General features: G+C 72.2%; 24 protein-coding genes. 13 read left to right on the forward strand and 11 right to left on the reverse strand.

All coding sequences use genetic code 11. The features are described 5' to 3' along the window. The first annotated feature begins 6 nt into the window (after nucleotides 1-6). The 10 genes from ACH414_RS27965 to ACH414_RS28010 all read left to right on the forward strand — a co-directional run bounded on the left by ACH414_RS27965 (nucleotide 7) and on the right by ACH414_RS28010 (nucleotide 9,224). Nucleotides 7-1,704: a nitrite/sulfite reductase gene (locus ACH414_RS27965; RefSeq protein WP_382545906.1), complete on the forward strand. Its 1,698-nt coding sequence runs from the start codon at nucleotides 7-9 to the stop codon at nucleotides 1,702-1,704. Then, nucleotides 1,701-1,880: a hypothetical protein gene (locus ACH414_RS27970; protein ID WP_382545903.1), complete on the forward strand. Its 180-nt coding sequence runs from the start codon at nucleotides 1,701-1,703 to the stop codon at nucleotides 1,878-1,880. The genes ACH414_RS27965 and ACH414_RS27970 overlap by 4 nt, the downstream gene beginning before the upstream one ends. Beyond that, nucleotides 1,877-2,593 carry a phosphoadenylyl-sulfate reductase gene (locus ACH414_RS27975; protein ID WP_382545901.1) on the forward strand — a complete coding sequence of 239 codons (717 nt, stop codon included), beginning with the start codon at nucleotides 1,877-1,879 and terminating at the stop codon, nucleotides 2,591-2,593. The genes ACH414_RS27970 and ACH414_RS27975 overlap by 4 nt, the downstream gene beginning before the upstream one ends. Continuing rightward, complete coding sequence (gene cysC / locus ACH414_RS27980; protein ID WP_382545898.1) at nucleotides 2,593-3,159, forward strand: adenylyl-sulfate kinase; 567 nt, start codon at nucleotides 2,593-2,595, stop codon at nucleotides 3,157-3,159. Before ACH414_RS27975 ends, cysC begins: the two co-directional genes overlap by 1 nt. Continuing rightward, nucleotides 3,156-4,091 (forward strand): sulfate adenylyltransferase subunit CysD, encoded by a 936-nt coding sequence (gene cysD / locus ACH414_RS27985; RefSeq protein WP_382545895.1) that lies wholly within the window; start codon nucleotides 3,156-3,158, stop codon nucleotides 4,089-4,091. The genes cysC and cysD overlap by 4 nt, the downstream gene beginning before the upstream one ends. Beyond that, complete coding sequence (locus ACH414_RS27990; RefSeq protein WP_398943825.1) at nucleotides 4,091-5,443, forward strand: sulfate adenylyltransferase subunit 1; 1,353 nt, start codon at nucleotides 4,091-4,093, stop codon at nucleotides 5,441-5,443. Before cysD ends, ACH414_RS27990 begins: the two co-directional genes overlap by 1 nt. A 200-nt stretch (nucleotides 5,444-5,643) precedes the next feature. Next, entirely contained in the window at nucleotides 5,644-6,753 is a 1,110-nt protein-coding gene (locus ACH414_RS27995; protein WP_398943827.1) for an aliphatic sulfonate ABC transporter substrate-binding protein, read from the forward strand. Nucleotides 6,754-6,788: 35 nt separating this feature from the next. Then, complete coding sequence (locus ACH414_RS28000) at nucleotides 6,789-7,586, forward strand: ABC transporter ATP-binding protein (RefSeq protein ID WP_382545886.1); 798 nt, start codon at nucleotides 6,789-6,791, stop codon at nucleotides 7,584-7,586. Then, nucleotides 7,573-8,460 carry an ABC transporter permease gene (locus ACH414_RS28005; RefSeq protein WP_382545883.1) on the forward strand — a complete coding sequence of 296 codons (888 nt, stop codon included), beginning with the start codon at nucleotides 7,573-7,575 and terminating at the stop codon, nucleotides 8,458-8,460. The genes ACH414_RS28000 and ACH414_RS28005 overlap by 14 nt, the downstream gene beginning before the upstream one ends. Nucleotides 8,461-8,465: 5 nt before the next feature. Further along, a complete protein-coding gene (locus ACH414_RS28010) occupies nucleotides 8,466-9,224 on the forward strand; it encodes a sirohydrochlorin chelatase (protein WP_386567427.1) in 759 nt (252 codons plus the stop codon). Between the two features lie 4 nt (nucleotides 9,225-9,228). Here ACH414_RS28010 and ACH414_RS28015 read toward each other — a convergent pair whose 3' ends face one another. The 3 genes from ACH414_RS28015 to ACH414_RS28025 form a co-directional block, all read right to left on the reverse strand. Then, entirely contained in the window at nucleotides 9,229-9,834 is a 606-nt protein-coding gene (locus ACH414_RS28015) for a DsbA family protein (RefSeq protein WP_382545878.1), read from the reverse strand. A gap of 66 nt (nucleotides 9,835-9,900) precedes the next feature. After that, nucleotides 9,901-10,458, reverse strand: coding sequence for a DUF1697 domain-containing protein (locus ACH414_RS28020; protein ID WP_391770064.1), 558 nt, complete (start codon nucleotides 10,456-10,458; stop codon nucleotides 9,901-9,903). A 239-nt stretch (nucleotides 10,459-10,697) separates the two neighbouring features. Beyond that, entirely contained in the window at nucleotides 10,698-11,891 is a 1,194-nt protein-coding gene (locus ACH414_RS28025; protein ID WP_398943829.1) for an FAD-dependent monooxygenase, read from the reverse strand. Between the two features lie 178 nt (nucleotides 11,892-12,069). On the opposite strand from ACH414_RS28025, the gene ACH414_RS28030 reads away from it, so the two are divergent. Then, the gene (locus tag ACH414_RS28030) at nucleotides 12,070-13,038 is read left to right on the forward strand and encodes a TetR/AcrR family transcriptional regulator C-terminal domain-containing protein (protein WP_398943831.1); all 969 of its coding nucleotides are present in this window, start codon (nucleotides 12,070-12,072) and stop codon (nucleotides 13,036-13,038) included. A 13-nt stretch (nucleotides 13,039-13,051) separates the two neighbouring features. Here ACH414_RS28030 and mgt read toward each other — a convergent pair whose 3' ends face one another. From mgt to ACH414_RS28050, 4 genes are read right to left on the reverse strand one after another with little or no spacing between them, the layout of a single operon-like run. Continuing rightward, complete coding sequence (gene mgt, locus ACH414_RS28035; RefSeq protein WP_398943833.1) at nucleotides 13,052-14,245, reverse strand: macrolide-inactivating glycosyltransferase; 1,194 nt, start codon at nucleotides 14,243-14,245, stop codon at nucleotides 13,052-13,054. 37 nt (nucleotides 14,246-14,282) lie between these two features. Next, a complete protein-coding gene (locus tag ACH414_RS28040) occupies nucleotides 14,283-15,587 on the reverse strand; it encodes an ABC transporter substrate-binding protein (RefSeq protein ID WP_398943835.1) in 1,305 nt (434 codons plus the stop codon). Continuing rightward, on the reverse strand, nucleotides 15,584-16,426 hold the full coding sequence (locus ACH414_RS28045) for a carbohydrate ABC transporter permease (RefSeq protein ID WP_382545862.1): 843 nt from the start codon (nucleotides 16,424-16,426) through the stop codon (nucleotides 15,584-15,586). Before ACH414_RS28045 ends, ACH414_RS28040 begins: the two co-directional genes overlap by 4 nt. After that, nucleotides 16,423-17,364, reverse strand: coding sequence for a carbohydrate ABC transporter permease (locus ACH414_RS28050; RefSeq protein WP_382545859.1), 942 nt, complete (start codon nucleotides 17,362-17,364; stop codon nucleotides 16,423-16,425). The genes ACH414_RS28045 and ACH414_RS28050 overlap by 4 nt, the downstream gene beginning before the upstream one ends. 176 nt (nucleotides 17,365-17,540) lie before the next feature. On the opposite strand from ACH414_RS28050, the gene ACH414_RS28055 reads away from it, so the two are divergent. Continuing rightward, nucleotides 17,541-18,398: a phosphotransferase enzyme family protein gene (locus ACH414_RS28055; RefSeq protein ID WP_382545856.1), complete on the forward strand. Its 858-nt coding sequence runs from the start codon at nucleotides 17,541-17,543 to the stop codon at nucleotides 18,396-18,398. Nucleotides 18,399-18,457: 59 nt separating this feature from the next. Beyond that, nucleotides 18,458-19,288 (forward strand): alpha/beta fold hydrolase, encoded by an 831-nt coding sequence (locus ACH414_RS28060; protein WP_382545853.1) that lies wholly within the window; start codon nucleotides 18,458-18,460, stop codon nucleotides 19,286-19,288. Here the strand turns inward: ACH414_RS28060 and ACH414_RS28065 are convergent. The 4 genes from ACH414_RS28065 to ACH414_RS28080 all read right to left on the reverse strand — a co-directional run bounded on the left by ACH414_RS28065 (nucleotide 19,285) and on the right by ACH414_RS28080 (nucleotide 23,709). Beyond that, complete coding sequence (locus ACH414_RS28065; RefSeq protein WP_382545851.1) at nucleotides 19,285-20,031, reverse strand: 3'-5' exonuclease; 747 nt, start codon at nucleotides 20,029-20,031, stop codon at nucleotides 19,285-19,287. The two genes, ACH414_RS28060 and ACH414_RS28065, sit on opposite strands and share 4 nt — an antisense overlap. Before the next feature lie 107 nt (nucleotides 20,032-20,138). Then, complete coding sequence (locus tag ACH414_RS28070) at nucleotides 20,139-21,392, reverse strand: SAV2148 family HEPN domain-containing protein (protein WP_382545848.1); 1,254 nt, start codon at nucleotides 21,390-21,392, stop codon at nucleotides 20,139-20,141. Between the two features lie 94 nt (nucleotides 21,393-21,486). Next, nucleotides 21,487-22,785 carry a copper amine oxidase gene (locus tag ACH414_RS28075; protein ID WP_382545845.1) on the reverse strand — a complete coding sequence of 433 codons (1,299 nt, stop codon included), beginning with the start codon at nucleotides 22,783-22,785 and terminating at the stop codon, nucleotides 21,487-21,489. A gap of 78 nt (nucleotides 22,786-22,863) precedes the next feature. Beyond that, on the reverse strand, nucleotides 22,864-23,709 hold the full coding sequence (locus tag ACH414_RS28080; RefSeq protein WP_382545842.1) for a Tat pathway signal sequence domain protein: 846 nt from the start codon (nucleotides 23,707-23,709) through the stop codon (nucleotides 22,864-22,866). Nucleotides 23,710-23,744 lie beyond the last annotated feature (35 nt).

The following is a 23,744-nucleotide window of genomic DNA, read 5'->3' on the forward strand; positions in this document are numbered from 1 at the left end:
ATCGCCATGGCCGCCACCCCGGAAAACCCCACTCCCGCCGTCGCCCGCCGCAAGGCCGGGCGCCACCGTGGCGAGGGTCAGTGGGCCGCGGGGCACTTCACCCCGCTGAACGGCAATGAGCAGTTCAAGAAGGACGACGACGGTCTCAATGTGCGGACACGTATTGAGACGATCTACTCCAAGCGTGGATTCGACTCCATCGACCCCAACGACCTGCGCGGCCGCATGCGGTGGTGGGGCCTGTACACCCAGCGCCGCGAGGGTCTGGACGGCACCAAGACCGGTGTCCTGGAGCCGGAGGAGCTGGACGCCGAGTACTTCATGCTCCGGGTCCGCATCGACGGCGGCCGGCTGACCACCGAGCAGCTGCGCGTCATCGGCGAGATCTCGCAGGAGTTCGCGCGCGGCACCGCCGACATCACCGACCGGCAGAACGTCCAGTACCACTGGATCCGGATCGAGGACGTCCCGGAGATCTGGAACCGCCTGGAGGCGGTCGGCCTGTCCACCACCGAGGCCTGCGGCGACACCCCCCGTGTCATCCTCGGCTCGCCCGTGGCCGGCATCGCCGAGGACGAGATCATCGACGGCACCCCCGCCATCGAGGAGATCTACCGGCGCATCGTCGGCAACAAGGACTTCTCCAACCTTCCCCGCAAGTTCAAGTCCGCGGTCTCCGGCTCGCCGCTGCTCGACGTGGCGCACGAGATCAACGACATCGCCTTCGTCGGCGTGAACCACCCGGAGCACGGCCCCGGCTTCGACGTCTGGGTAGGCGGCGGCCTCTCCACCAACCCCAAGCTGGGCGTCCGGCTCGGCACCTGGGTCTCCCTGGACGAGGTGCCCGACGTCTACGAGGGCGTCATCTCGATCTTCCGCGACTACGGCTACCGCCGGCTGCGCAACCGCGCCCGCCTGAAGTTCCTCGTCGCCGACTGGGGCCCGGAGAAGTTCCGCCAGGTCCTGGAGGACGAGTACCTCAAGCGCAAGCTGACGGACGGCCCCGCCCCCGCGGAGCCCGCCGGCCGGTGGCGCGACCACGTGGGCGTCCACAAGCAGCAGGACGGGCGCTACTACGTGGGCTTCGCCCCGCGCGTCGGCCGGGTCGACGGCGCCACCCTGACCAAGATCGCCGAGGTCGCCGAGGCGCACGGTTCGGGCCGGATCCGCACCACCGCCGAGCAGAAGATGATCGTCCTGGACATCGAGGAGGCGCAGGTCGACTCGATCGTCTCCGCCCTGGAGGCCCTGGACCTGCGGGTGAACCCCTCGCCCTTCCGTCGCGGCACGATGGCCTGCACCGGCATCGAGTTCTGCAAGCTGGCGATCGTCGAGACCAAGGGCCGCGGCGCCTCGCTCATCGACGAACTGGAGCGCCGCATCCCGGAGTTCGACGAGCCGATCACCATCAACATCAACGGCTGCCCGAACGCCTGCGCCCGCATCCAGGTCGCGGACATCGGCCTCAAGGGCCAGCTGGTCCTGGACGACGAGGGCAACCGCGTCGAGGGCTACCAGGTGCACCTCGGCGGCGCGCTCGGCCTGGAGGCCGGCTTCGGCCGCAAGGTCCGCGGCCTCAAGGTGACCGCGGCCGAGCTGCCCGACTACGTCGAGCGGGTCCTCACGCGCTTCCAGGCGGAGCGCGAGGACGGCGAGCGCTTCGCCACCTGGACGGCCCGCGCCTCCGAGGAGGCGCTGTCGTGAGCGAGCGAGCCGCCCCCTTCCACTGCCCCTACTGCGGGGACGAGGACCTGCGCCCGCACGAGCAGGGCCACGGTGCCTGGGAATGCCGGGCGTGCAGTCGAGCCTTCCAGCTGAAGTTCCTGGGGCTCCTGGCCCCGGCTACTTCGAGCGATTCCACTGGAGGGAAAGAGATATGACGAGCACTCAGGTCTCGCAGGACGCGACCGCGGCCGACCTCAAGGCACTCGCCGAACAGGCCGGCCGCGAGCTGGAGGACGCCTCCGCGCTCGAGATCCTGCAGTGGGCCGCCGGCACCTTCGGCAAGCGCTTCTGCGTCACCTCCTCCATGGAGGACGCGGTCGTCGCCCACCTCGCCTCGCGTGCGCTGCCCGGCGTGGACGTCGTCTTCCTCGACACCGGCTACCACTTCCCCGAGACCATCGGCACCCGTGACGCCGTCGACGCCGTCATGGACGTCAACGTCATCACCCTGACTCCCCGTCGGACCGTCGAGGAGCAGGACGCCGAGCACGGCGCGAAGCTGTACGAGCGCGACCCCGACCTGTGCTGCGCGCTGCGCAAGGTCAAGCCGCTGGAGGAGGGCCTGACCGCGTACGCCGCGTGGGCCACCGGACTGCGCCGCGACGAGTCCCCGACCCGGGCGAACACCCCGGTCGTCGGCTGGGACGAGAAGCGGCAGAAGGTCAAGATCTCCCCCATCGCCCGCTGGACCCAGGACGACGTGGACGCGTACGTCCTGGAGCACGGAGTGCTCACCAACCCGCTCCTCATGGACGGTTACGCCTCCGTCGGCTGCGCCCCCTGCACCCGCCGGGTCGAGGCGGGCGAGGACGCGCGGGCCGGCCGCTGGGCCGGCCGCGCCAAGACCGAGTGCGGGCTGCACGGCTGATGACCACCCTCGACACCTCCCAGGAGAACCACGTGACCGGTGCCACCGTCTGGCTCACCGGCCTGCCGAGCGCCGGCAAGACGACCATCGCCTACGAGCTCGCCGGCCGGCTGCGCGCCGAGGGCCACCGCGTCGAGGTCCTCGACGGCGACGAGATCCGCGAGTTCCTCTCCGCGGGCCTCGGCTTCAGCCGCGAGGACCGGCACACCAACGTGCAGCGCATCGGCTTCGTCGCCGAGCTGCTCGCCTCGAACGGCGTGAAGGTCCTGGTCCCGGTCATCGCGCCGTACGAGGACAGCCGCGAGGCGGTCCGCAAGCGCCACGCCGCCCAGGACACCCCGTATGTCGAGGTGCACGTCGCCACTCCGGTCGAGGTGTGCTCGGTGCGGGACGTGAAGGGCCTGTACGCCAAGCAGGCCGCGGGTGAGATCAGCGGTCTCACCGGCGTCGACGACCCGTACGACGAGCCGCGGAACCCGGATCTGCGGATCGAGTCCCACACCCAGACCGTGCAGGAGTCCGCGGCGCAGCTCCACGCGCTGCTCACCGAGAGGGGTCTGCTGTGACCACTGTCGCTCATGTCCACGAGGCGACCGACAGCCCGTTCGCGCTGTCGCACCTCGACTCCCTGGAGTCGGAGGCCGTCCACATCTTCCGCGAGGTGGCCGGTGAGTTCGAGCGGCCGGTGATCCTGTTCTCCGGCGGCAAGGACTCGATCGTCATGCTGCACCTGGCGCTGAAGGCCTTCGCCCCGGCGCCGGTCCCCTTCACGCTGCTGCATGTCGACACGGGTCACAACTTCCCCGAGGTCATCGAGTACCGCGACCGCGTGGTGGCCGAGCACGGGCTGCGGCTGCACGTGGCCTCGGTGCAGGAGTACATCGACGCGGGCAAGCTGCGCGAGCGCCCGGACGGCACCCGCAACCCGCTGCAGACCGTGCCGCTGACCGAGGCGATCCAGCAGCACCGCTTCGACGCCGTGTTCGGCGGCGGGCGGCGCGACGAGGAGAAGGCCCGGGCCAAGGAGCGGGTGTTCTCGCTGCGCGACGAGTTCTCGCAGTGGGACCCGCGCCGGCAGCGCCCCGAGCTGTGGCAGCTCTACAACGGCCGGCACGCCCCCGGTGAGCACGTCCGGGTCTTCCCGCTCTCCAACTGGACCGAGCTGGACGTGTGGCAGTACATCCAGCGGGAGCGGATCGAGCTTCCGGAGATCTACTTCGCGCACGAGCGCGAGGTGTTCCAGCGCAACGGCATGTGGCTGACGGCGGGCGAGTGGGGCGGCCCGAAGGAGTCCGAGACCGTCGTGACCCGGCTGATCCGCTACCGCACGGTCGGCGACATGTCCTGCACCGGCGCGGTGGACTCCGACGCCACCACGCTGGACGCCGTCATCGCCGAGATCGCCGCCTCCCGGCTCACCGAGCGGGGTGCGACGCGGGCGGACGACAAGCTGTCCGAGGCCGCGATGGAAGACCGCAAGCGCGAAGGGTACTTCTAATGAGCACGTCCACCGAGCAGCCGTCCGCCGAGCTGGCGGCCACCACCCTGCTGCGCTTCGCCACCGCCGGGTCCGTCGACGACGGCAAGTCCACCCTGGTCGGCCGGCTCCTGCACGACTCCAAGTCGGTCCTCGCCGACCAGCTGGAGGCCGTGGAGCACGCCTCGCGTTCGCGCGGCCAGGAGGCGCCGGACCTGGCGCTGCTGACCGACGGTCTGCGGGCCGAGCGGGAGCAGGGCATCACGATCGACGTGGCGTACCGCTACTTCGCGACCCCGCGGCGCCGGTTCATCCTGGCCGACACCCCCGGGCACGTGCAGTACACCCGGAACATGGTCACGGGCGCCTCGACGGCCGAGCTGGCCGTGGTCCTCGTCGACGCCCGCAACGGCGTCGTCGAGCAGACCCGCCGGCACGCCGCGGTCGCCGCGCTGCTCCGCGTCCCGCACGTGGTCCTCGCGGTGAACAAGATGGACCTGGTCGAGTACCGGGAGTCCGTCTTCGCCTCGATCGCCGAGGAGTTCACGACGTACGCCTCCGAGCTCGGCGTCCCGGAGATCACCGCGATCCCGATCTCCGCGCTCGCCGGCGACAACGTCGTGGAGCCGTCCGCGAACATGGACTGGTACGGCGGTCCGACGGTCCTCGAGCACCTGGAGACGGTGCCGGTCAGCCACGACCTGACGGCCTGCCACGCGCGCTTCCCGGTGCAGTACGTGATCCGTCCGCAGACGGCCGAGCACCCCGACTACCGGGGATACGCGGGCCAGATCGCGGCCGGTGCCTTCCGGGTCGGCGAGGAGGTCACCGTGCTGCCCTCGGGCAAGACCTCGACGATCAGCGGGATCGACGCGCTCGGCGAGTCCGTGGACATCGCCTGGGCGCCGCAGTCGGTGACGATCCGGCTCGCCGACGACATCGACATCTCGCGCGGCGACCTGCTCGCCCCGACCGGGGACGCGCCGGCGACCAGCCAGGACGTCGAGGCGACCGTCTGCCACGTGGCGGACGCGCCGCTGACCGTCGGACAGCGGGTGCTGCTGAAGCACACCACGCGCACGGTCAAGGCGATCGTGAAGGAGATCCCGTCCCGGCTCACCCTGGACGACCTCTCCCAGCACCCGGAGCCCGGGCAGCTCGTCGCCAACGACATCGGCCGGGTCAAGGTGCGCACGGCGGAGCCGCTGGCGCTCGACTCGTACGCGGACTCCCGTCGTACGGGATCGTTCCTGCTGATCGACCCCGCGGACGGCACCACGCTGGCGGCCGGCATGGCGGGCGAGTCCTTCGCCACCGCCAAGGCCGGGGCCGCGGAGGACGTCGAGGACACCGAGGAAGGCTGGGACTTCTGATGATGCAGGACTTCTGGGCCACCTTCGCGAAGGAGGGTGGCCGGGTGGGTTCCGGTGCGCTCGGCGCGGGCCGGGGAGGTGTCGCGCGATGTGCGTGCTGACCTCCGTGCGCCGCTGCGGCGGCGCGATGGCGCTCCACCCCGTACGACACCGACACAGACGAAGACTTCGCAGAAGCTGAATCGAGGGGAACACCTCCCGTGCCTGCCACCACCCGTATCACCCTGCGCCGCGGCCTGGCCGCCGCCGCCGCCCTGCCCCTGCTCATCGGGGCGCTCGCCTCCTGCGGCTACGGCTCCGAGGCCAAGAACGACGAGAAGAAGGTGGCCGCCGAGGGCGAGAAGCTCTCCGCCGACACCGTACGGCTCGGGTACTTCCCCAACCTCACGCACGCCACGGCCCTGGTCGGCGACCAGGAGGGCATCTTCCAGAAGGAGCTCGGCGGCACGCAGCTGAAGGTGTCGACCTTCAACGCCGGCCCGTCCGAGATCGAGGCGCTGAACGCCGACTCGATCGACATCGGCTTCATCGGCCCCTCGCCGTCGATCAACGGCTACACCAAGTCCAAGGGCACCAACCTGCGGATCGTCGGCGGCTCGGCCTCCGGTGGTGTGAAGCTCGTGGTGAACCCGGAGAAGATCAAGACCCTGGACGACCTCAAGGGCAAGAAGATCGCCACCCCGCAGCTGGGCAACACGCAGGACGTGGCCTTCCTCAACTGGATCTCCGAGAAGGGCTGGAAGGTCGACGCCCAGAGCGGCAAGGGCGACGTCTCCGTGGTCCGCACGGACAACAAGATCACCCCGGACGCCTACAAGTCCGGTTCCATCGACGGCGCCTGGGTGCCGGAGCCGACCGCGTCCAAGCTCGTCAGCCAGGGCGCGAAGGTGCTGCTCGACGAGTCCGACCTGTGGCCGGACAAGAAGTTCGTCATCACCAACATCATCGTCTCGCAGAAGTTCCTCAAGGCGCACCCGGACGTGGTGGAGGCCGTGCTGCGCGGCTCGGTGAAGACCAACGAGTGGATCAACGCCAACCAGGACAAGGCGAAGGCCTCGGCCAACGCCAAGCTGAAGGAGCTGTCCGGCAAGCCGCTCGGCGCCAAGGTCATCGACAACGCCTGGCCGTCGATCCAGTTCATCGACGACCCGCTGGCCGCCACCCTGCAGGCGCAGGCGGACCACGCGGTCAAGGCCGGTTTCCTCAAGCAGCCCGACCTGAACGGCATCTACGACCTGAAGCCGCTCAACAAGGTCCTGAAGGCCGCGGGCAAGCCCGAGGTCTCCGACGCCGGTCTCGGCGTGAAGTAACGAAGCCCGCAGCTGCTACCCAGGAGGTGACGCACATGGCCACGACCACGACGCTCGCCGAGGCCGAGAACCGTGTCGACGCGGCGGGTCACGCCGCGCGCATCGCGCACGTCTCGAAGTCCTTCGGCGGTCCCGCCGGCGGGCAGCTCGTCCTCGACGACATCTCGCTCGATGTCGCACCGGGCGAGTTCGTCACCCTCCTGGGTGCCTCGGGCTGCGGCAAGTCCACCCTGCTCAACCTGGTCGCCGGGCTCGACCGGCCGTCCGCGGGGTCCATCGAGACCCCCGGCGGCCGGCCGGCCCTGATGTTTCAGGAGCACGCCCTGTTCCCGTGGCTCACCGCGGGCAAGAACATCGAGCTCGCGCTGAAGCTGCGCGGTCTGCCGAAGGCCGAGCGCCGTCCGGAGGCCGAGCGGCTGCTCGAACTCGTGCGGCTCGGCGGCTCGTACGACAAGCGCGTCCACGAGCTGTCCGGCGGCATGCGGCAGCGCGTCGCGCTCGCCCGGGCGCTCGCCCAGGACAGCGACCTGCTGCTGATGGACGAGCCGTTCGCCGCGCTCGACGCCATCACCCGGGACGTGCTGCACGACGAGCTCACCCGGATCTGGCGGGAGACCCGGCTCTCGGTCCTCTTCGTCACCCACAACGTGCGCGAGGCCGTGCGGCTGGCCGAGCGGGTCGTCCTGCTGTCCTCCCGGCCGGGGCGGATCGCCCGCGAGTGGACCATCGACATCCCGCAGCCGCGCCGCATCGAGGACGCCGCCGTGGCGGAGCTGTCCGTCGAGATCACCGAAGAACTGCGTGGGGAGATCCGCCGCCATGGCCAGCACTGAGACGACCGCCGTCAAGGCCGACGACCTCGCCGGCCTGGAGGCCGGACTCGACGCGCTCGACAGCGTGCAGGTCCGCCGGGCGCCGGTGCGCGAGGTCCTCCTGAAGAAGGTCCTGCCGCCGGTCCTCGCCATCGCCCTGGTGCTGGTGGTGTGGCAGCTCCTGGTGACCGCGAAGGTCGCCGACGAGGGCAAGCTGCCCTCGCCGGCCGCCGTGTGGGACAGCCTGTCCACGATGTGGCTGGAGGGCACCCTCGTCGACGTCCTGTGGACCAGCGTGTCCCGGGCCCTGCTCGGCTTCCTGCTCGCCCTGGCCATCGGCACGCCGCTCGGCCTGCTGGTCGCCCGGGTCGGCGTGGTGCGCACGGCGATCGGTCCGATCCTGTCCGGTCTGCAGTCGCTGCCGTCCGTCGCCTGGGTGGCGCCCGCCGTGCTGTGGCTGGGTCTCAACGACAGCATGATGTTCGCCGTCATCCTGCTCGGCGCGGTCCCGTCCATCGCCAACGGCCTGGTGGCCGGCGTGGACCAGGTGCCGCCGCTGTTCCTGCGGGCGGGGCGGACGCTCGGCGCGACGGGGCTCAGGGGCGCCTGGCACATCGTGATGCCGGCCGCGCTGCCCGGCTACCTCGCGGGCCTCAAGCAGGGCTGGGCCTTCTCCTGGCGCTCCCTGATGGCCGCGGAGATCATCGCCTCCTCGCCCGACCTGGGCCTCGGCCTGGGCCAGCTCCTGGAGAACGGGCGCAACAACTTCGACATGCCGGGCATCTTCCTGGCGATCTTCCTGATCCTGCTCGTCGGCATCGCCATCGACCTGCTGATCTTCAGCCCGATCGAGCGCGCGGTGCTGCGCCGCCGCGGCCTGCTGGTGAAGGCCTGATTCCCGTGAACGATGTCCCGGTCCTCCTCGTCATCGCCCACGGCAGCCGCGACCCGCGGCACGCGGCGACCGTCCGGGCGCTGGTGCGCAGGGCCGGGGCGCTGCGGCCGGGGCTGCGGGTGGAGACGGCGTTCCTGGACTTCGACCTGCCCTCGGTGCCGGGGGTGCTCGACCGGCTCGCCGCCGACGGGGTGCGGGAGGTCGTGGCGCTGCCGCTGCTGCTGACCCGCGCCTTCCACGCGAAGGCCGACATCCCCGCCGTACTGCGGCAGGCTCCGGCCGGGCTGCGGGTGCGGCAGGCCGAGGTGCTCGGCCCCGACCCGCTGCTGCTCGCGGCGGTGGAACGGCGGCTGTACGAGGCCGGGCTCACCCCCGGCGACAAGAGCTCGACCGGGGTCGTCCTGGCTTCGGCGGGCTCCTCCGACCCGGAGGCGATCGCAGTGATCGCAGAAACGGCGCGGGAGCTGCGGCGCACCGGTTGGTGCTCCGTGCGGCCTGCGTTCGCCTCCGCATCTCTTCCGCGTACGGAGGAGGCGGTACGGGCGCTGCGCGCCGAGCCCGGTGTGCGCCGGGTGGCCGTGGCCCCGTACGTGATCGCCCCGGGCCGCCTTCCCGACCGCATCGCGGCGGGCGCGGCCGGTGCCGACGTCCTCGCGGACGTCCTGGGTCCCTCCCCCGAGCTGGCCCGGCTGCTGCTGGAGCGGTACGCGTCCGCGGCGCGGGCTGTGGCGCGGGTGGCCGTCGCCGCCGGTCAGGGACGGTAGCGCGCTAGGCGAAGTCGAGGCCGCCGGTGCGGGTGCGCTTGAGTTCGAAGAGGTCGGGGTGGCCGGTGAGCACCCGGTAGCTGTCGAAGAGGGCGGCGGCCTCCTCGCCGCGCGGGATGGCGCGCAGGACCGGGCCGAACCAGGCGGTGCCGTCGACGTGCAGGGTGGGGGTGCCGACGTACGCACCGGCCTCGGGGTCCTTGCCGGCGTCGTGGCTGCGGCGCACGGTCTCGTCGTACGCGGGGTCGTGGGCGGCCTCGGCGAGTGCGGCGGGCAGGCCGAGCTCGGCGAGGGACTCGGCGATCACGGCGTCGAAGTCCTTGTTCCTCTGCTCGTGGATGCGGGTGCCGTACGCGGTGTAGAGCGGGCGCAGGATCTCCTCGCCGTGCTGTTCGGCCGCCGCTGCGGCGACCCGGACGGGGCCGATGGAGGCGTCGACGAGGGTCCGGTACCAGTCGGGCAGCTCGTTGCCCTCGTTGTGGAAGTACAGGCTCATCACGCGGAAGCGCAGGTCGATGTCGCGGTGCCGCTCGACTTCGAGGATCCATCGGGAGGTGATCCAGGCGAAGGGGCAGGCGGGGTCGAAGTAGAAGTCCACGGTCGTCGTCATGCGGCAACCCTAGCCAGGCGATGGCCCGCGCCGGCGGGCCAATCGCGCTTCGCCGAAGTGGGCCATTCACGGGGTGGGGGCGGTCATCTCCACGAGCTTGAGGACCGTGTTCCAGTTGCGGCCGGTGACGGTGACGTCCTTGTTGAGCGAGGGCCGGGAGACGGCTTCGCCGAGCTTGGAGGTGCCGAGGCCGCCGGGTACGTAGAGGTAGAGGACCCGGTCGCCGAGGGCGAACGCCTCGGGCAGGAAGGCCTCCTGGTCGATGGAGGCGAAGCGCTCGGCCGTGACGGGTCCCGAGTAGTAGAGGGCGTGGAGCTGCTTGCCCTCCAGTTCGGCGGCGGGGAAGGGGCAGGCCTCGGCGACGGCGGCGAGATAGGCGTGGTCGCGGACGAGGCAGGGGACGCGGAAACCGAAGTGCTTCTCGATCGCCGTCTCGACGGCGGCGGCGAGCTCGTCCTCGGAGTCCTCGCGGTCGGTGGTGAAGACGGCGTTGCCGCTCTGCAGATAGGTCCGTACCTCGCGGTGGCCGAGCTCTTCGAGGACGGAACGGAGCTCCGCCATGGGGACTTTGTTGCGTCCGCTCACATTGATCCCGCGGAGCAGAAGGGCATAGGTCGTCGTCATGGCCCGAGCCTAGGACGGCCGCCGTGCCCCGTGGGGGAGGGCGCGACGGCCGCCGGTTCCGGGCGGCTACTGGAATGGAACTCTCCGGTAGCTGGCCGAAACCCTGGCCGATGGCCGGAGGCGAATCAAGGGCTTCATCCAGCTGTGACTTATTCAACAACGTTTCGTAATCATAATTCGGGGCGAGCCGGACAATGACAACTCGCCCCTCTCACCGGGGCTTGGCCCCCGGTCGGCGCTCACGCGTAGGCGGGCAGGGCGATGTCCCCGGCCTTGGCGAACTGCGCGGCGAGCAGCCTGCGCATCGGCCAGCGGGTCATCTGCCGCATCGAGAGGTCCCGCAGCCGGATGCCGAGGCGGCCCGAGGGCGCGTATCCCCTGGCTCCGCCCGGCGGGAGCTCCTGGGCCTGGTGCACATAGGGGCGCATGACCTCGTCGTAGCGGTCGAGGGCGGCTCGGTGGTCGCGGCGGGCGGCGGCGAGTTCGCCGGCCAGCACATAGGCGCCGACCAGGGAGAGGCTGGTGCCCAGGCCGGTCAGCGGGCTCGCGCAGTACGCGGCGTCGCCGAGCAGCGCCACCCGGCCCCGGGACCAGCTGTCGAGGCGGACCTGCCCGAGGGAGTCGAGGAAGAAGTCCGGCGCCGAGCGCATCGCCCGCAGCAGTCGCGGGGTCTCCCAGCCGACGCCCTCGAAGCGCCGGGCGACGAGCTCCCGCTGGGCCGCGAGGTCGCGCCGGTCGTAGGCGAGCGGCGCCGAGCGGAAGCTGAGGCCGGCCTTGATCTCACCCGGCACCCGGCCGGGGCGCGCGGAGGCGACGAGACCGCCGGGCGCGTTGTGCATGAGGTACCAGCCGGCGAGGTCCAGGTCGTCCGTGGCGGTGAACCAGGTCGTGTAGAGGCCGAGCGGGCGGACGAAGTCGTGCTCCGGGCCGAAGGCCAGCGCCCGCACCACGGAGTGCGGCCCGTCCGCGCCGACGACGAGGGCGAACCGCCGGGGCTCGGCCCTCTCGAAGGTGACGGCGACGCCGTCGGCGTCCTGTGCGATCCCGGTGAGGGTGTCGTCGAAGAGGTACTCCACCTCCGGCAGGGTGTGCTCGTACAGGATCCGGGCGAGGTCGCCGCGGAGGATCTCGATCTCGGAGACGATCCCCTCGCCGCCGAAACTGTCGGCGGGCAGCCGTGCGGTGATCCGGCCGGAGGCGTCGACGAGCGCGAGGCCCTTCTGGTCCACGGCCTGGGCCCTGACCCGGTCCATCAGCCCCATCCGCTCGATCACGGTGCGGCCGGCGCCCCGCAGATCCACGGTCTGGCCGCCCGGCCGCGGCGCCGGTGCGCGCTCGACGACCGTGACCGCGAAGCCCCGCCTGCGGAGCCAGTACGCCAGTGCGGGCCCCGCGATGCCGGCCCCGCAGATGAGAATCTCGTCGTCTGCCATGCCGGGGAATGTACGGCGTACGCTAGGTAGTACGCAAGCTCTAAAATCCCTACCAGTCTGCGGTGTTGAGGTTGAGCGCACTAGTACACAAAGGCTTGTGCCCTACCCGCTCGCGGCCGACGGCCCCGGTAGCCAGCTAGGATTTCGCGCATCGGGTGCACTAGTGCGGAGGGTGTCGGTGGAAGGACGGACGGAGACGCGTTCGGGCCGGATCGTCGCCGAGATGCGGCGGCGGATCGAGACGGGCGAACTCGCGCCGGGCGACCGTGTGCCGTCGACGCGCGAGATCACCCGGCAATGGGGCGTCGCCATGGCGACCGCGAGCAAGGTCCTCGCCGAGCTGCGCCGCGAGGGTCTGGTGCGGGCCGTCCCCGGCGTCGGGACGCTCGTGGAGCCCCGCCGCACCCCGGCGCGCAAGGCCGTCCGCCCCGGCGGTCCACCCGCCGCGCCCCCGGGCGAGGGGCAGGGCCAGCCGGCGCTGACGCTCGCCCGGATCGCCACCGCCGCGGTCGCGGTCGCCGACGCGGAGGGGCTGGCCGCCGCCTCCATGCGCCGGGTGGCCGCCGAACTCGGGGTGTCGGCCATGTCCCTGTACCGGCACGTGAGCGACAAGGACGACCTGCTCCTGCGGATGATGGACGCGGTCCTCGCCGGGCACCCGTTGCCGGCCACCCCGCCGCCCGGCTGGCGCGAGGCGATCGAACTGGCGGCCCGGCAGCTCTGGGGGCTGTTCCGGCGCCACCCCTGGCTCGCCCCGGCCCTCTCGGTGACCCGCCCCCAGGTGATCGCCTCGGCCCTGCCGTACAGCGAGTGGATGCTCGCCACCCTGCACGCCCACGGTCTCGATCTGGAGACCGCCTTCACCGCCCATCTCACCCTGCTCAACAACATCCGCGGGATCGCCGTGAACCTGGAGGCGGAGCGGGAGGCCGAGGCGCACAGCGGTCTCGACAACGAGGACTGGATGGACTCCCAGGAGCCCGCGCTCCTGTCGGTCCTCGCGTCCGGCCGGTTCCCGACGCTCTCCCGCCTCGCCTCGGCCGGTTACGACCTCGACGTCGACGCCCTCTTCGAGTTCGGCCTCCAGCGCCTCCTCGACGGCCTCGCCCCGCTCCTCGACGCCGGCACCGCCGACTCCGCCGACTGAACAGCGGGCGCCGCTAAGGGAGTTCCGCCTCGATCAGGTCCGCCGCGCGCCGGGTGCCGCCCTCGTGCACCATCTCCTCCCGGATGGCCCGGGCCCGGCGGGCGACCTCGGGGTCGGCGACGAGGCCGAGCACGGCCTCCCGCAGCCGCTCGGGGGTGACCTCGGCCATGGGCAGGTGGCGGGCGACGCCCAGCGCCTGGAGCATGTCGGCGTTGCCGAACTGGTCGACCGCCTGCGGCACGGCGACCATCGGGGTCGCCGTGGCCAGACCCTCCTGGCTGCCGCCCGCGCCCGCGTGGGTGACGAAGGCGTCGGCCTCGCGCAGAATCGCCTCCTGGGGGACCCAGGAGCGCACCTCGATGTTGTCCGGGATCTCGCCGAGCTCGGCCGGGTCGACGAACGCGCCGATCTGCAGCACGACATGCCAGTCGGCCAGTCCGCCGAAGGCCTCGACGCAGGCCCGGTAGAACGCCGGCTGCTTGGTGTACGCGGAGCCGAGCGAGACCAGGAGCAGCTTCCCGGCGCCCTCGGGGCGGCGCCACTCCCCCGGCTCGGGGCGCTCGCCGCGGCAGGCGCCGACGAAGGTGAAGACGGACTCGTCGACCCGGTCGGCGTGCGGCTGGAGCGCCCGCGGGATGAGCACGATCCCGCGCCGCGGGCGCCCGACGAACGGGTCGGGGTGGGTGTGGACGCCGTGCGCGGTGAGCCAGGCGGTGAAGCGGGCGTAGTACGCCCGGCCGCGCGGCGAGGCCTTGAGCTCCGCGTACATCGGCTCGGCGACCTCCTCCTCGTATCCCGTCCAGGGGACGAGGTTCGGCCACAGGGAGACGGCGGGGACGCGCCAGGTGTGGGCGAGGACGCGCGCCGGGTACGAGGTGATGTCGTGCAGCACCAGGTCGGGCCGGTCGCCGGCGAAGGCCGCGTCGAGCTGCGGAAGGGCCTGGACGGCGTCGTCGAGGAACGGTTCGAGGTTGTCGATGAGTTCGGTGCCCCAGGCGTCGGGGTCGTCGCCGGTGGGGAGGGTCGACGTGTAGACGACGGGCGTGGCGCCGGTCGCGGCGACCTTCTCGGCGAAGGCGGCGGGGATCGCGTAGCTCACGCGGTGCCCCCGGTCGACGAGCTCGCGGATCACGTCGAGGCTGGGGTTCACATGCCCGTGCGCGGCGATGGAGAACATGGCGATGTGGGAGCGGGGGGTCGTGGTCATGCCCTCCACCCTAGGCAAGACGAAACGTCTCGTCTAATCAATTTCGCTGGTAGCGGGCCAGGACCCGGTTGCCGTCCGACACCAGGCGCTTTCGCAGCTCCGCCAGGTCGATCGCGCCGCTGTAGTACTCCTGGAAGGCGGGGGTGGCGACCTTGTCCTTCCACTCCGGATAGCCCCGCACCGACGGGGCGGGCGCGGGGCGCAGCTGCCGGGCGACGGCCGCGCCGGTGGCCCAGCCGTGTGCGGGGGTGTGCAGGGCGGGGTCGCCGAGGGCCGCGGTGGAGGTGGGGAGCATCCAGTCGCCGCGCGCGAGCCGGACCGCGTTGCGGGGCTGGAGGAAGAAGTCGAGGAACCGGGCGGCCTCCTTCTTGTGGGGGCTGTCCTCGGCGATGGAGAGGGTCTGCGGGCTGACGCCCTGTGCGAGCCCGGCCGCACCGGCGGGCGCGGGAAGGACGACCCAGTCGAAGCCCTTCGGCGCCTGCCGGGCGATCTGCTGCCGGTACGAGAAGCCCAGCGGGACCATCGCGTACCTGCCGCCGAAGAAGCCGGGCAGGGTGTCCGAGCCGCCGCTGCCGAGCGTGGCGCGGGAGGCCGTGCGGTCGGTGTCGGTCATGGCGCGGATGGTGCCGGGCACCACGGCGTCGCCGTCGTCGAAGCGCAGCACGGCCTTGCCGTCGGGCGCCCGGTGGAAGAGCCGGCCGCCGGCCGAGAGACCGAGGTTGAGCGAGACGGAGACCGGCTCCTTGAGCGGCCAGGCGACCGCGTACCGGCCCTCCCCCATCACCGCCGTCAGCCTTCTGCCGATCTCCCGGAACTCCGGCCAGGTCCAGGGGTCCTCGGCGGTCGGGATGCGCACACCGGCCTCCTTCAGGAGCTTCCGGTTGGCCATGATCATGCGCGGTTCCTGGAGGAACGGCACCCCGTAGATCCCGTCGCCGAAGGTGGTCGTCCCCCAGCTGTGCGCGGGGATGTCGGCGCGCAGCCGGGCGGACAGCAGGCCGCGCAGATCGGCGAGATAGCCGCCGTAGGCGAAGTCGGCGAGGTCGTCGGAGGCGTCGTGGATGAGGTCGGGCGCCTCGCCGCCCTCGAAGGAGGTGAGCAGCTGGTCGTGGACGGAGTCCCAGCTGCCCTGGACGTAGTCGACCTGGATGCCGGGGTGGGCCGCGTTCCACTCCTCCACCAGCTGCTTGTTGGCGTCGACGGACTCCTGCTGCCAGGCGAGGGACTGGAAGCGGAGCCGGATCACACCGTCGTCGGCTTCGCGCCCGTCCGGGCCGGAACAGCCGGTGAGGAGCAGCGTGAGCACGGCCGCCGCGGCCGTGAACAGGCTTCCGTATCTCATGACTTCACCGCCCCGGCCAGCATGCCGCCGGTGATCCGCCGCTGGATGACGGCGAAGACGACGAGGGAGGGCAGGGTGGCCAGGAAGGCCGCGGCGGCGAGCGGGCCGAGGTCGGCGACGCCCTCCGCGCCGAGGAAATGGGTGAGGACCACGGGCAGGGTCTGTTTCCCCGGGGTCTTGAGCAGGACCAGGGCGAAGAAGAACTCGTTCCACGCGGTGACGAAGGCGAAGAGCGCGGTGGCGGCGATGCCGGGGCCGAGCAGCGGGGCGGTGACCGAGACGAGGGTGCGCAGCCGCCCGGCGCCGTCGACGGCCGCGGCCTCCTCCAGCTCGACCGGGACGGCCCGGACGTAGCCGGTCAGCATCCACAGCGCGAAGGGCAGCGACCACACCACGTACACCGCCGTCAGTCCGGCGAGGCTGTCGACCAGGTGCAGGTTCTTCAGGACGAGGAAGAGCGGGATGATCAGCAGCACGAAGGGGAAGGCCTGGCTGACCACGACCCAGCCGGTGGCGGCGGCGGTGAGCCGGGAGCGGTGGCGGGCGAGCACGAAGGCCATCGGGGTGGCGAGGAGGACCGCGACCAGGGCGGCGGCGAGCGCCGCCAGCAGGCTGTTCCCGGCGGCCCGCAGCAGCGGCTGCTCGTCGAAGGCCTGCCGGAAGTTGTCGAGTGTGGGGTCGCGCGGGATCCAGGTGGGGTGCAGGGAGCCCAGCTCCGTGGCGGGCTTGAAGGCGGTCGAGACCAGCCACAGGAAGGGGAAGGCGAGGAAGACCAGGTACGCGAGGAGTGCGAGGTACTGGCCGAACCGCGCGGGGCCGCTGGTGCGGAAGGCGCTCACCGGTCCTGGTCCTCCTTCAGCCGTCCGACGAGATACAGGGCGAGGAGTACGGAGACGACGGCGACCATCACGCAGCCCATGGCGGCGGCGTAGCCGAACTGCCCGTAGCGGAAGGCCTCCTCGTAGGCGAAGAGCATGGGCAGCCGGGTGCGGCCGCCCGGTCCGCCGCCGGTCAGCACATAGACCAGGGCGAACGAGTTGACGTTCCAGATCAGGTTCAGGGCGCTGATGGCGAGGGCGACCGGACGCAGCGCGGGCCAGGTGACCGCGCGGAAGCGCTGCCAGGCGCCGGCGCCGTCGAGGGCCGCCGCCTCGTGCAGTTCGCGCGGGGTGTTCTGGACGCCGGCGAGCAGGGCGACGGTGGTCTGCGGCATGCCGGCCCAGACGCCGACCACGACGACGGCGGGCAGGGCGGTGGCCAGTCCGCCGAGCCAGACCCGGCCCTCGCCGAGGCCGAGGTCGCGCAGGGTCTCGTTGAGGACGCCCGCGTCCGGGTTGTAGACGAGCCGCCACATGATGCCGACGACGACCTCCGGCATCGCCCAGGGGACGATCGCGAGGGCCCGGGCCAGCCAGCGCAGCCGGAGCCGCTGGTTCAGCAGCAGGGCGAGGCCGAGGGAGAGCAGGAACTGCGGGACGGTGACGCCGACCGCCCAGACCAGGCCGATGCGGAAGGAGTCCCAGAAGAGGGTGTCGTGCAGCAGGTCCCTGAAGTTGAGGGAGCCGATCCAGCCGGTGGCCTGGGTACGGCCCGACTGCGCGTCCGTGAAGGCCAGCGCGACACCGTAGAGGAGGGGGCCGACGCTCAGGAACAGGATCGGCAGCAGCGCGGGGAGGACCAGGAACCAGGGCCCGTGCAGGGGTCCCGGGCGGGGGCCTGGCCCGCTCCCGGGAGCCCTGCGCCCCGTGGACCGCCCGGCCGCGGTCGTCACCGTCACAGACCTGCCCCCTTCGTCGGGTCGGGCCGGTCGTGCCGCGTGCTCCGGCCGGTCCTCGCCTCGCGTCGGTCATGCCGTCCAGGGCGGTCATCGTCCTGAGGGGCCGCCGGTTCGTCAAGGCGACCTGCGCGGATGCGAGACTTTGGCGGAATCGCACCTGCTGTGGGGAGAGAACGATGGACGAGGCACGGGCACGGGAGATCCTGGCCGCCGTCGGACTGCGGGCGGCCGAGGCGTCGCTGCTCGCGCTGGGCGAGAATGCGGTCTTCGCCCTGGGTGACCTGGTGGTCAAGGTCGGCCGGGACGCCGAGCTGCTGCCGCGCGCCGAGCGGGAGCTGGCCCTGGCCGGCTGGCTGGCGGAAGCGGGCGTCCCCGCCGTACGGGCCGCGGAGCCGAAGCCGCGGACGGCCGAGGGGCACCCGGTCACCCTGTGGCACCGGCTGCCCGAGGCGGTCCGGCCGGCCGAGCCGCGCGATCTGGCGCCGCTGCTCCGGCAGGTGCACGCGCTTCCCGAGCCGGCCGGCCTGGCGCTGCCGCGGCGGGAGCTGCTCGGCGGGGTGGAGCGCTGGCTGCGGCTGGCGGGCGATGCGATCGACCCGGCCGACGCGGCCTTTCTGCGCGAGCGCCGCGACTCCTTCGCGCCGGCGGCCGCCGCCCTCACCCCGCATCTGACGCCGGGCCCGATCCACGGCGACGCCCTGCCCCGCAATGTGCACGTCGGAGCTGACGGCCCGGTCCTGGTGGACCTGGAGACCTTCTCCTCCGATCTGCGCGAGCACGACCTGGTGGTGCTGGCGCTCTCCCGCGACCGCTACGGCCTCGACCCGGCCGCCTACACCGCCTTCACCGAGGCGTACGGCTGGGACGTGCGCGACTGGGAGGGCTGCGCCGTGCTGCGCGGGGCGCGCGAGACCGCGAGCTGCGCCTGGGTGGCGCAGCACGCCCCGACGAACCCGAAGGCGCTCGCCGAGTTCGAGCGGCGGGTCGCCTCGCTGCGGGACGGCGACCCGGAGGTGCGCTGGTACCCCTTCTGAAGATCGACCTGCCATCATGAGCGCCTGTCGAACCGACCGGTAACGAACGGGGTGTTGTGATGCGGATGGAGCTGTCGGACGTCACGCTGGACGTCGAGGTGAGCGGCGAGGGACCGGCCGTGCTGCTGGTGCACGGCTTCCCGGACTCCCACCATCTGTGGCGGCATCAGGTGCCGGCCCTGAACGCGGCCGGGTACCGGACGATCGCGCCGACCCTGCGCGGCTTCGGCACCTCGGACCGGCCCGAGGGCGGCCCGGAGGCGTACTCCCCGGCGGCCTCGGCGGCGAACCTGGTGGAGCTGCTGGACCGTCTGGGGACCGACCGGGCCCATCTGGTCGGCCACGACTGGGGGTCGGGCATCGTCCAGGGCCTCGCCCAGGCGGTGCCGGACCGGGTGCGGAGCCTCGCCATCCTGTCCGTCGGGCACTTCGCGGCGATCCGGGGCGCGGGCTGGGAGCAGAGGATGCGCTCCTGGTACATGCTGCTCTTCCAGCTGCCGGAGCTGGCCGAGAACTGGCTGTCCCACGACGACTTCGCCAACCTCCGCGAGATGCTCGGCGAACACCCGGACGCGGAGGCCGTCTTGGAGCCGCTGCGGGCACCGGGGGCGCTGACGGCCGCGTTGAACATCTACCGTGCTGGCGTCCCGGCCGAGGTGCAGTTCGCCCCCGCGCTGCCGCTGCCGCCGCTGCCGGAGCAGGTCCCGGTGATGGGCGTGTGGTCCACCGGCGACCGCTTCCTCACCGAGCGGCAGATGGCGGGCACGGCCGAGCACGTCGCCGGGTCCTGGCGCTACGAGCGGGTGGAGGACGCGGGCCACTGGCTCCAGCTGGACCAGCCGGCGAAGGTCAACGAGCTGCTGCTCTCCTTCCTCAAGGACAACAGCTAGGGGCGAGACGCCCCCTGCGTCCGGCCCGCCACCGGCGCCGGGGTGCGCAGCGGCCAGACGGGGTCGACGACCGCGTCAGCGCTGCCCTTGCGGCGCAGGAAGGACTGGAAGTCCTCGGCCCACTCGCGGTACCAGCCGATCTGCCGCTCGTGCAGCTCGGCCGGGCCGAGGGCGGCGACCGAGGCGTGCCGCTCGGCTATCGCGACGGCCACCTCGACCGCGGCCAGCGCGTCGGCGGCCGCCTGGTGGGCGCCGGTGAGGACCACCCCGTACTCCGCGCAGACCGCTTCGAGGGTGCGCTTGCCGCGGCGGTAGCGGTCGACGGCGCGGTCGATGGTGTACGGGTCGATGACCGGGCCTATCGAGGCGCCGCCGAGCCGCTCGCTCAGCGAGGGCAGGCCGTGCCGCCGCAACTCGGCGGAGAGCAGGGTCAGGTCGAACGAGGCGTTGTACGCGACGACCGGGACGCCCTCGTTCCAGTACCCCGTCAGCGTGGTGGCGATCTCGTCGGCGACCTCGCGCACCGGCCGGCCCTCGGCCGCCGCGCGCTCGCTGCTGATGCCGTGGATCGCGGAGGCCTGCTCCGGGATGCGGATGCCCGGGTCGGCGAGCCAGTCGTGCCGGCGGACCACCCGGCCGCCGTGGACGCCGACGATCGAGGCGGTGACGATCCGCGCCTCCAGCGGTTCGGTGCCGGTCGTCTCCAGGTCGAAGCCGACCAGCGGTTCCGCATGCCAAGCCATCGGGTCCTCCTTACGTGATCTCCCCCGTGGTGATGCACACCCTCGCACGCGCCACTGACAATCCCGCCCGGGGCCGTCGGGAAGCGGCCCGCCGAGGGCCGCCGGCGTCAGGAAACGGGGCGGGAATCCAGCCACACGGACTCGAATTCCTCACGGTATGTCGGGAAAAGTCCGTGTTCTCCGTCACGGTCGGGGCCCTGCCCCGCGCGCAGCACGTTCCGCCCGCCGCCGCGCAGCACCAGGACCGGCGCTTCCATGCCGCGCGCCTTGCGGAGGTAGGACTGGACGACGGCCACCCCGTCCGGGCCGTCACCGTCGACCAGGTAGGCGGTGAAGCGCGGGGTCTCGTCGAAGACGTGGATCTGGAAGGCGCCCGGGTCGCGCAGCTTGGAGCGCACCCGCCGCATGTGCAGGATGTTCATCTCCACCGAGCGGCTCAGCTCGCCCTTCTTCAGTCCCAGTTCCCGCTCGCGCCGTTTGACCGCGCTGCTGGCCGGATTGAGGAAGAGCAGGCGGATCCGGCAGCCGGACTCGGCGAGCCGGATCATCCGGCGCCCGGAGAAGTTCTGCACCAGCAGGTTCAGGCCTATGCCGGTCGCGTCGAGCCGGCGGGCCCCGCCGAACAGGTCCTCGGCCGGCAGCTGCCGCTGGAGCCGGACCCGGTCGGGATGGACCGAGACCACGTCGGCGTAGCGGTCGCCCACCAGGTCCTCGACGGCGTCGACCGGCAGCCGGTCGGCCGAGGGCACCCCCGCCCCGCTCCCGAGGATCTCCAGGAGCCGGGCGGAGGCACGCTCCGACTGGGCGAGCACGGTCAGCGACAGGGCCCGGTTGCGGGAGACGACGTTGCGCGTCACCTCCAGCTCGTCCAGGGCCAGTTCGACCTCGCGCCGGTCGTCGAAGTAGGGCTCGAAGCAGGGCCAGTGCTGCACCATCAGCTCCCGCAGCTGCGGGAGGGTGAGGAAGCTGAGCACGTTGTCGTCGGCCGGGTCGAGCAGATAGCCCTTGCGCCGCGAGACCTCACGGACGGCCACGGCACGCTGGACCCACTCCTGGCCGGCCGGCCCGGCCGCGGCCACCACCCACTCCTCGCCGTGCACCGGCTCGTAGACCGGCCGCAGCACCGCCGCGACGACGGCCCGCAGCCGCTGCTCGACGAGGTTGAGCCAGATGTAGGCGCGACCGGCCCGCTGGGCCCGGGTGCGCACCTCGCTCCACGCCTCGGCGCCCCAGTCCAGCTCGGCTCCGATCTCGACCGGGCGGGCGACGGAGACCGCGCCGGGCGGTACCTCCACGGGGTCCGCAGGTTCCGATTCGTGGCCCGCGTCCCCTGGGGGCAGCTCCAGCCCTCCCGAGCTCACCCGCGCACCGCCTTCTGTTCCCCTGACACCCAACGATCAAGGAAGGGTACTCCGGGAGCGGGAGGCGATGCAGCAGGATCGACCGGCCCGTTGCTCAACTGCCCTGAACCGGCGCCCCGTTCCGGCCGGCGAGATCTGCCGGAGTGAGCGGATTCATAGCGGTTACGTCCCGGGGTGCGAGCTGGAACCCCTGCCAGTGGACGGGCATCGGCTGCTGGTCCTCGTCCCGGGCGATGTGGTGGAACCCGATGTTGACCCACACGGCCGGGTTGGTCAGGGTCTCGCCGTTGACCCATTTGTCCACGCTGTCCGGGGCGTTGCGGCCGCAGTTCAGGATGTTGTTGCTGGCGAACTGCTCGCAGGCCCGGGCCTGGGTGAAGTAGACGTCGTGCTTCGTGAAGGGGCGGCCGGAGTAGGTGTTGGTGTGCCCCGGCACGATCTCGTACGAGCGGGCGTGGCCGTCCTTGTTCTTGCCGGTCGCGCTCACCACCCGCCACCAGCGCATGTTCTTCGCGTCCCCGGCGAGCTCCTTGGTGACGGGGGTGCGGGTGGTCTTCACGGTCGGGCCGCCGCCCCGGACGGGCGCGGTGACCTTGGAGTCGTACTGCTCGATCCGGCCCTTGGAGCTGCCGTCCAGGCCGAAGTCCAGCTTCCAGAAGACGTTGTGGGCGTGGCTGGTGGCGTAGTCCCGGGCACCCTTGCCGATGGGCCAGCCGCGGCCGTCGGTGGCGTTGTAGTCGACCGGCGAGAGGCTGCCGGTGGCGCCCACGTTGGCGCCTATGGTGCCGTCGGAGGAGAAGCGCCACTCGGTGATGTACTCGTACCAGCCGACCTTGTTCACCGTGTAGACCAGCAGGTCCTTGCCCTGGGCCTGCCACACCTTGCCGCCCTCGTCGGCGGCCATCCGGTAGGCGTGGCCGCGGGCCCGGGTGGTGGTGCACAGGCCGTTGACCTTGCCGACCTCGGGCACCTTCACCGAGGTGATGGTGCCGCCCGGGCACTCGCCGGGCTTGAGGTTCTGCAGGCCCCAGCCGAAGCCGGCGCCGGTGAGGTCGTCGTACTCGGCGTTGCCGTCGTCGTACGGGACGTGGATCTGGGCCAGCTTGGCGCTGTTGAGCACCCGGATCGGGGCGGGCTCGCCGGGCGGCTGGTAGGTGACCTTGTCCAGGACGAGCCCGGAGTCGGTGTCGTAGCGCCAGCACATGCGCCAGACGGTGCCGCCGTCGAGCTTCTGTTCGATGCGGTAGGCGGCGGAGCAGTCGGGGCGCGGCGGCGCGGGTGCGGCGCTCACGGGCGTGGCGGCCGTCGTGGTGGCGACGGCGGTGCCGAGCAGGGCGCCGGCGGCGAGGACGGCGCCTCGCCTGCGGGCACGCCGAAGTCGCGGTACGGACATGGGTGCGTACTCCCTCGGTACGGGTGTGCGGTGGTTCCCGGTCGGTGGTCGGCCGACGCGGGGTGGTGCCGGTCGGGGTCAGCCGACGCGGGTGACGGTCCTGGCGCTGAGGTCGACGATCAGGTTGCGGGTGTCGATCCAGGCGCCGTTGAGGACCTTGGTGACGAGCCGGACGCACCGGTGCTCGCCGCACCCGGCGAGCTGTGCGGGCACGTTCGCCTCGCGGTAGGTGCGGTAGACGTCGCCGTTGAACCAGAGCTGCTCGGGCGAGGTGAGCTCCTTGCCCGTGGCGTCCTTGTAGTCCTCCCTGACGCCCTTGCCCAGCGGGCTCGCCAGGATCAGCCGCAGGGCCTCGCGCAGCTCCTCGGGGTTGGCCGAGGGCTGCACCCCGCGCTGGGTGCCGGACTGCTCGACCTTCCCCGTGGCGAGGTTGACCGTACGGGTGATGAGCTCGTCGCGCCCGTAGTCGTAGAAGCGGACCTCGGCGCGGCGCGGCCCGTCGGACTGCTCGCCCGGCTGGGGGTCGGCCAGCTCGGTGGCCAGGTGCTGGGGGCCGCGGCCGCCCCGCACGTCCCTCTGGGCGTTCCGCTGCGCCGGGCCCTGCGGGGCCAGCGCAAGGGCCTCGGCCCGCTTCAGCTCGTCGTCGGTGAGCGGGTCGGTGCCGATCCCCTTCTCCCCCTCGGGCGGCGCCGAGGCGAGCGCCGCCGGCCCCGGCGCGGGGCCGTCCTCCCCCGCCGCCGATCCGCCGCCCTGCGGCCCGGCCCCGTCCGCCCGCTGCCCGCCCTGGGCCGCGGCGCGGCCGGGGGCCTCGTCGGCGCCCGCGCTGCCCGGCAGGGCCACGGCGACGGCGACGGCGGTCCCCGTCACCGCCATGGCCGTACCCGCCACCACCTTGCCCAGGTGACGGCGCACTATTTCGTACACACTTCCCCCCTTGAAGCAGGATTTCCCCGATTTCT

Source organism: Streptomyces sp. NPDC020422, from assembly GCF_044386705.1.
In the GTDB taxonomy this organism is placed as follows: domain Bacteria; phylum Actinomycetota; class Actinomycetes; order Streptomycetales; family Streptomycetaceae; genus Streptomyces.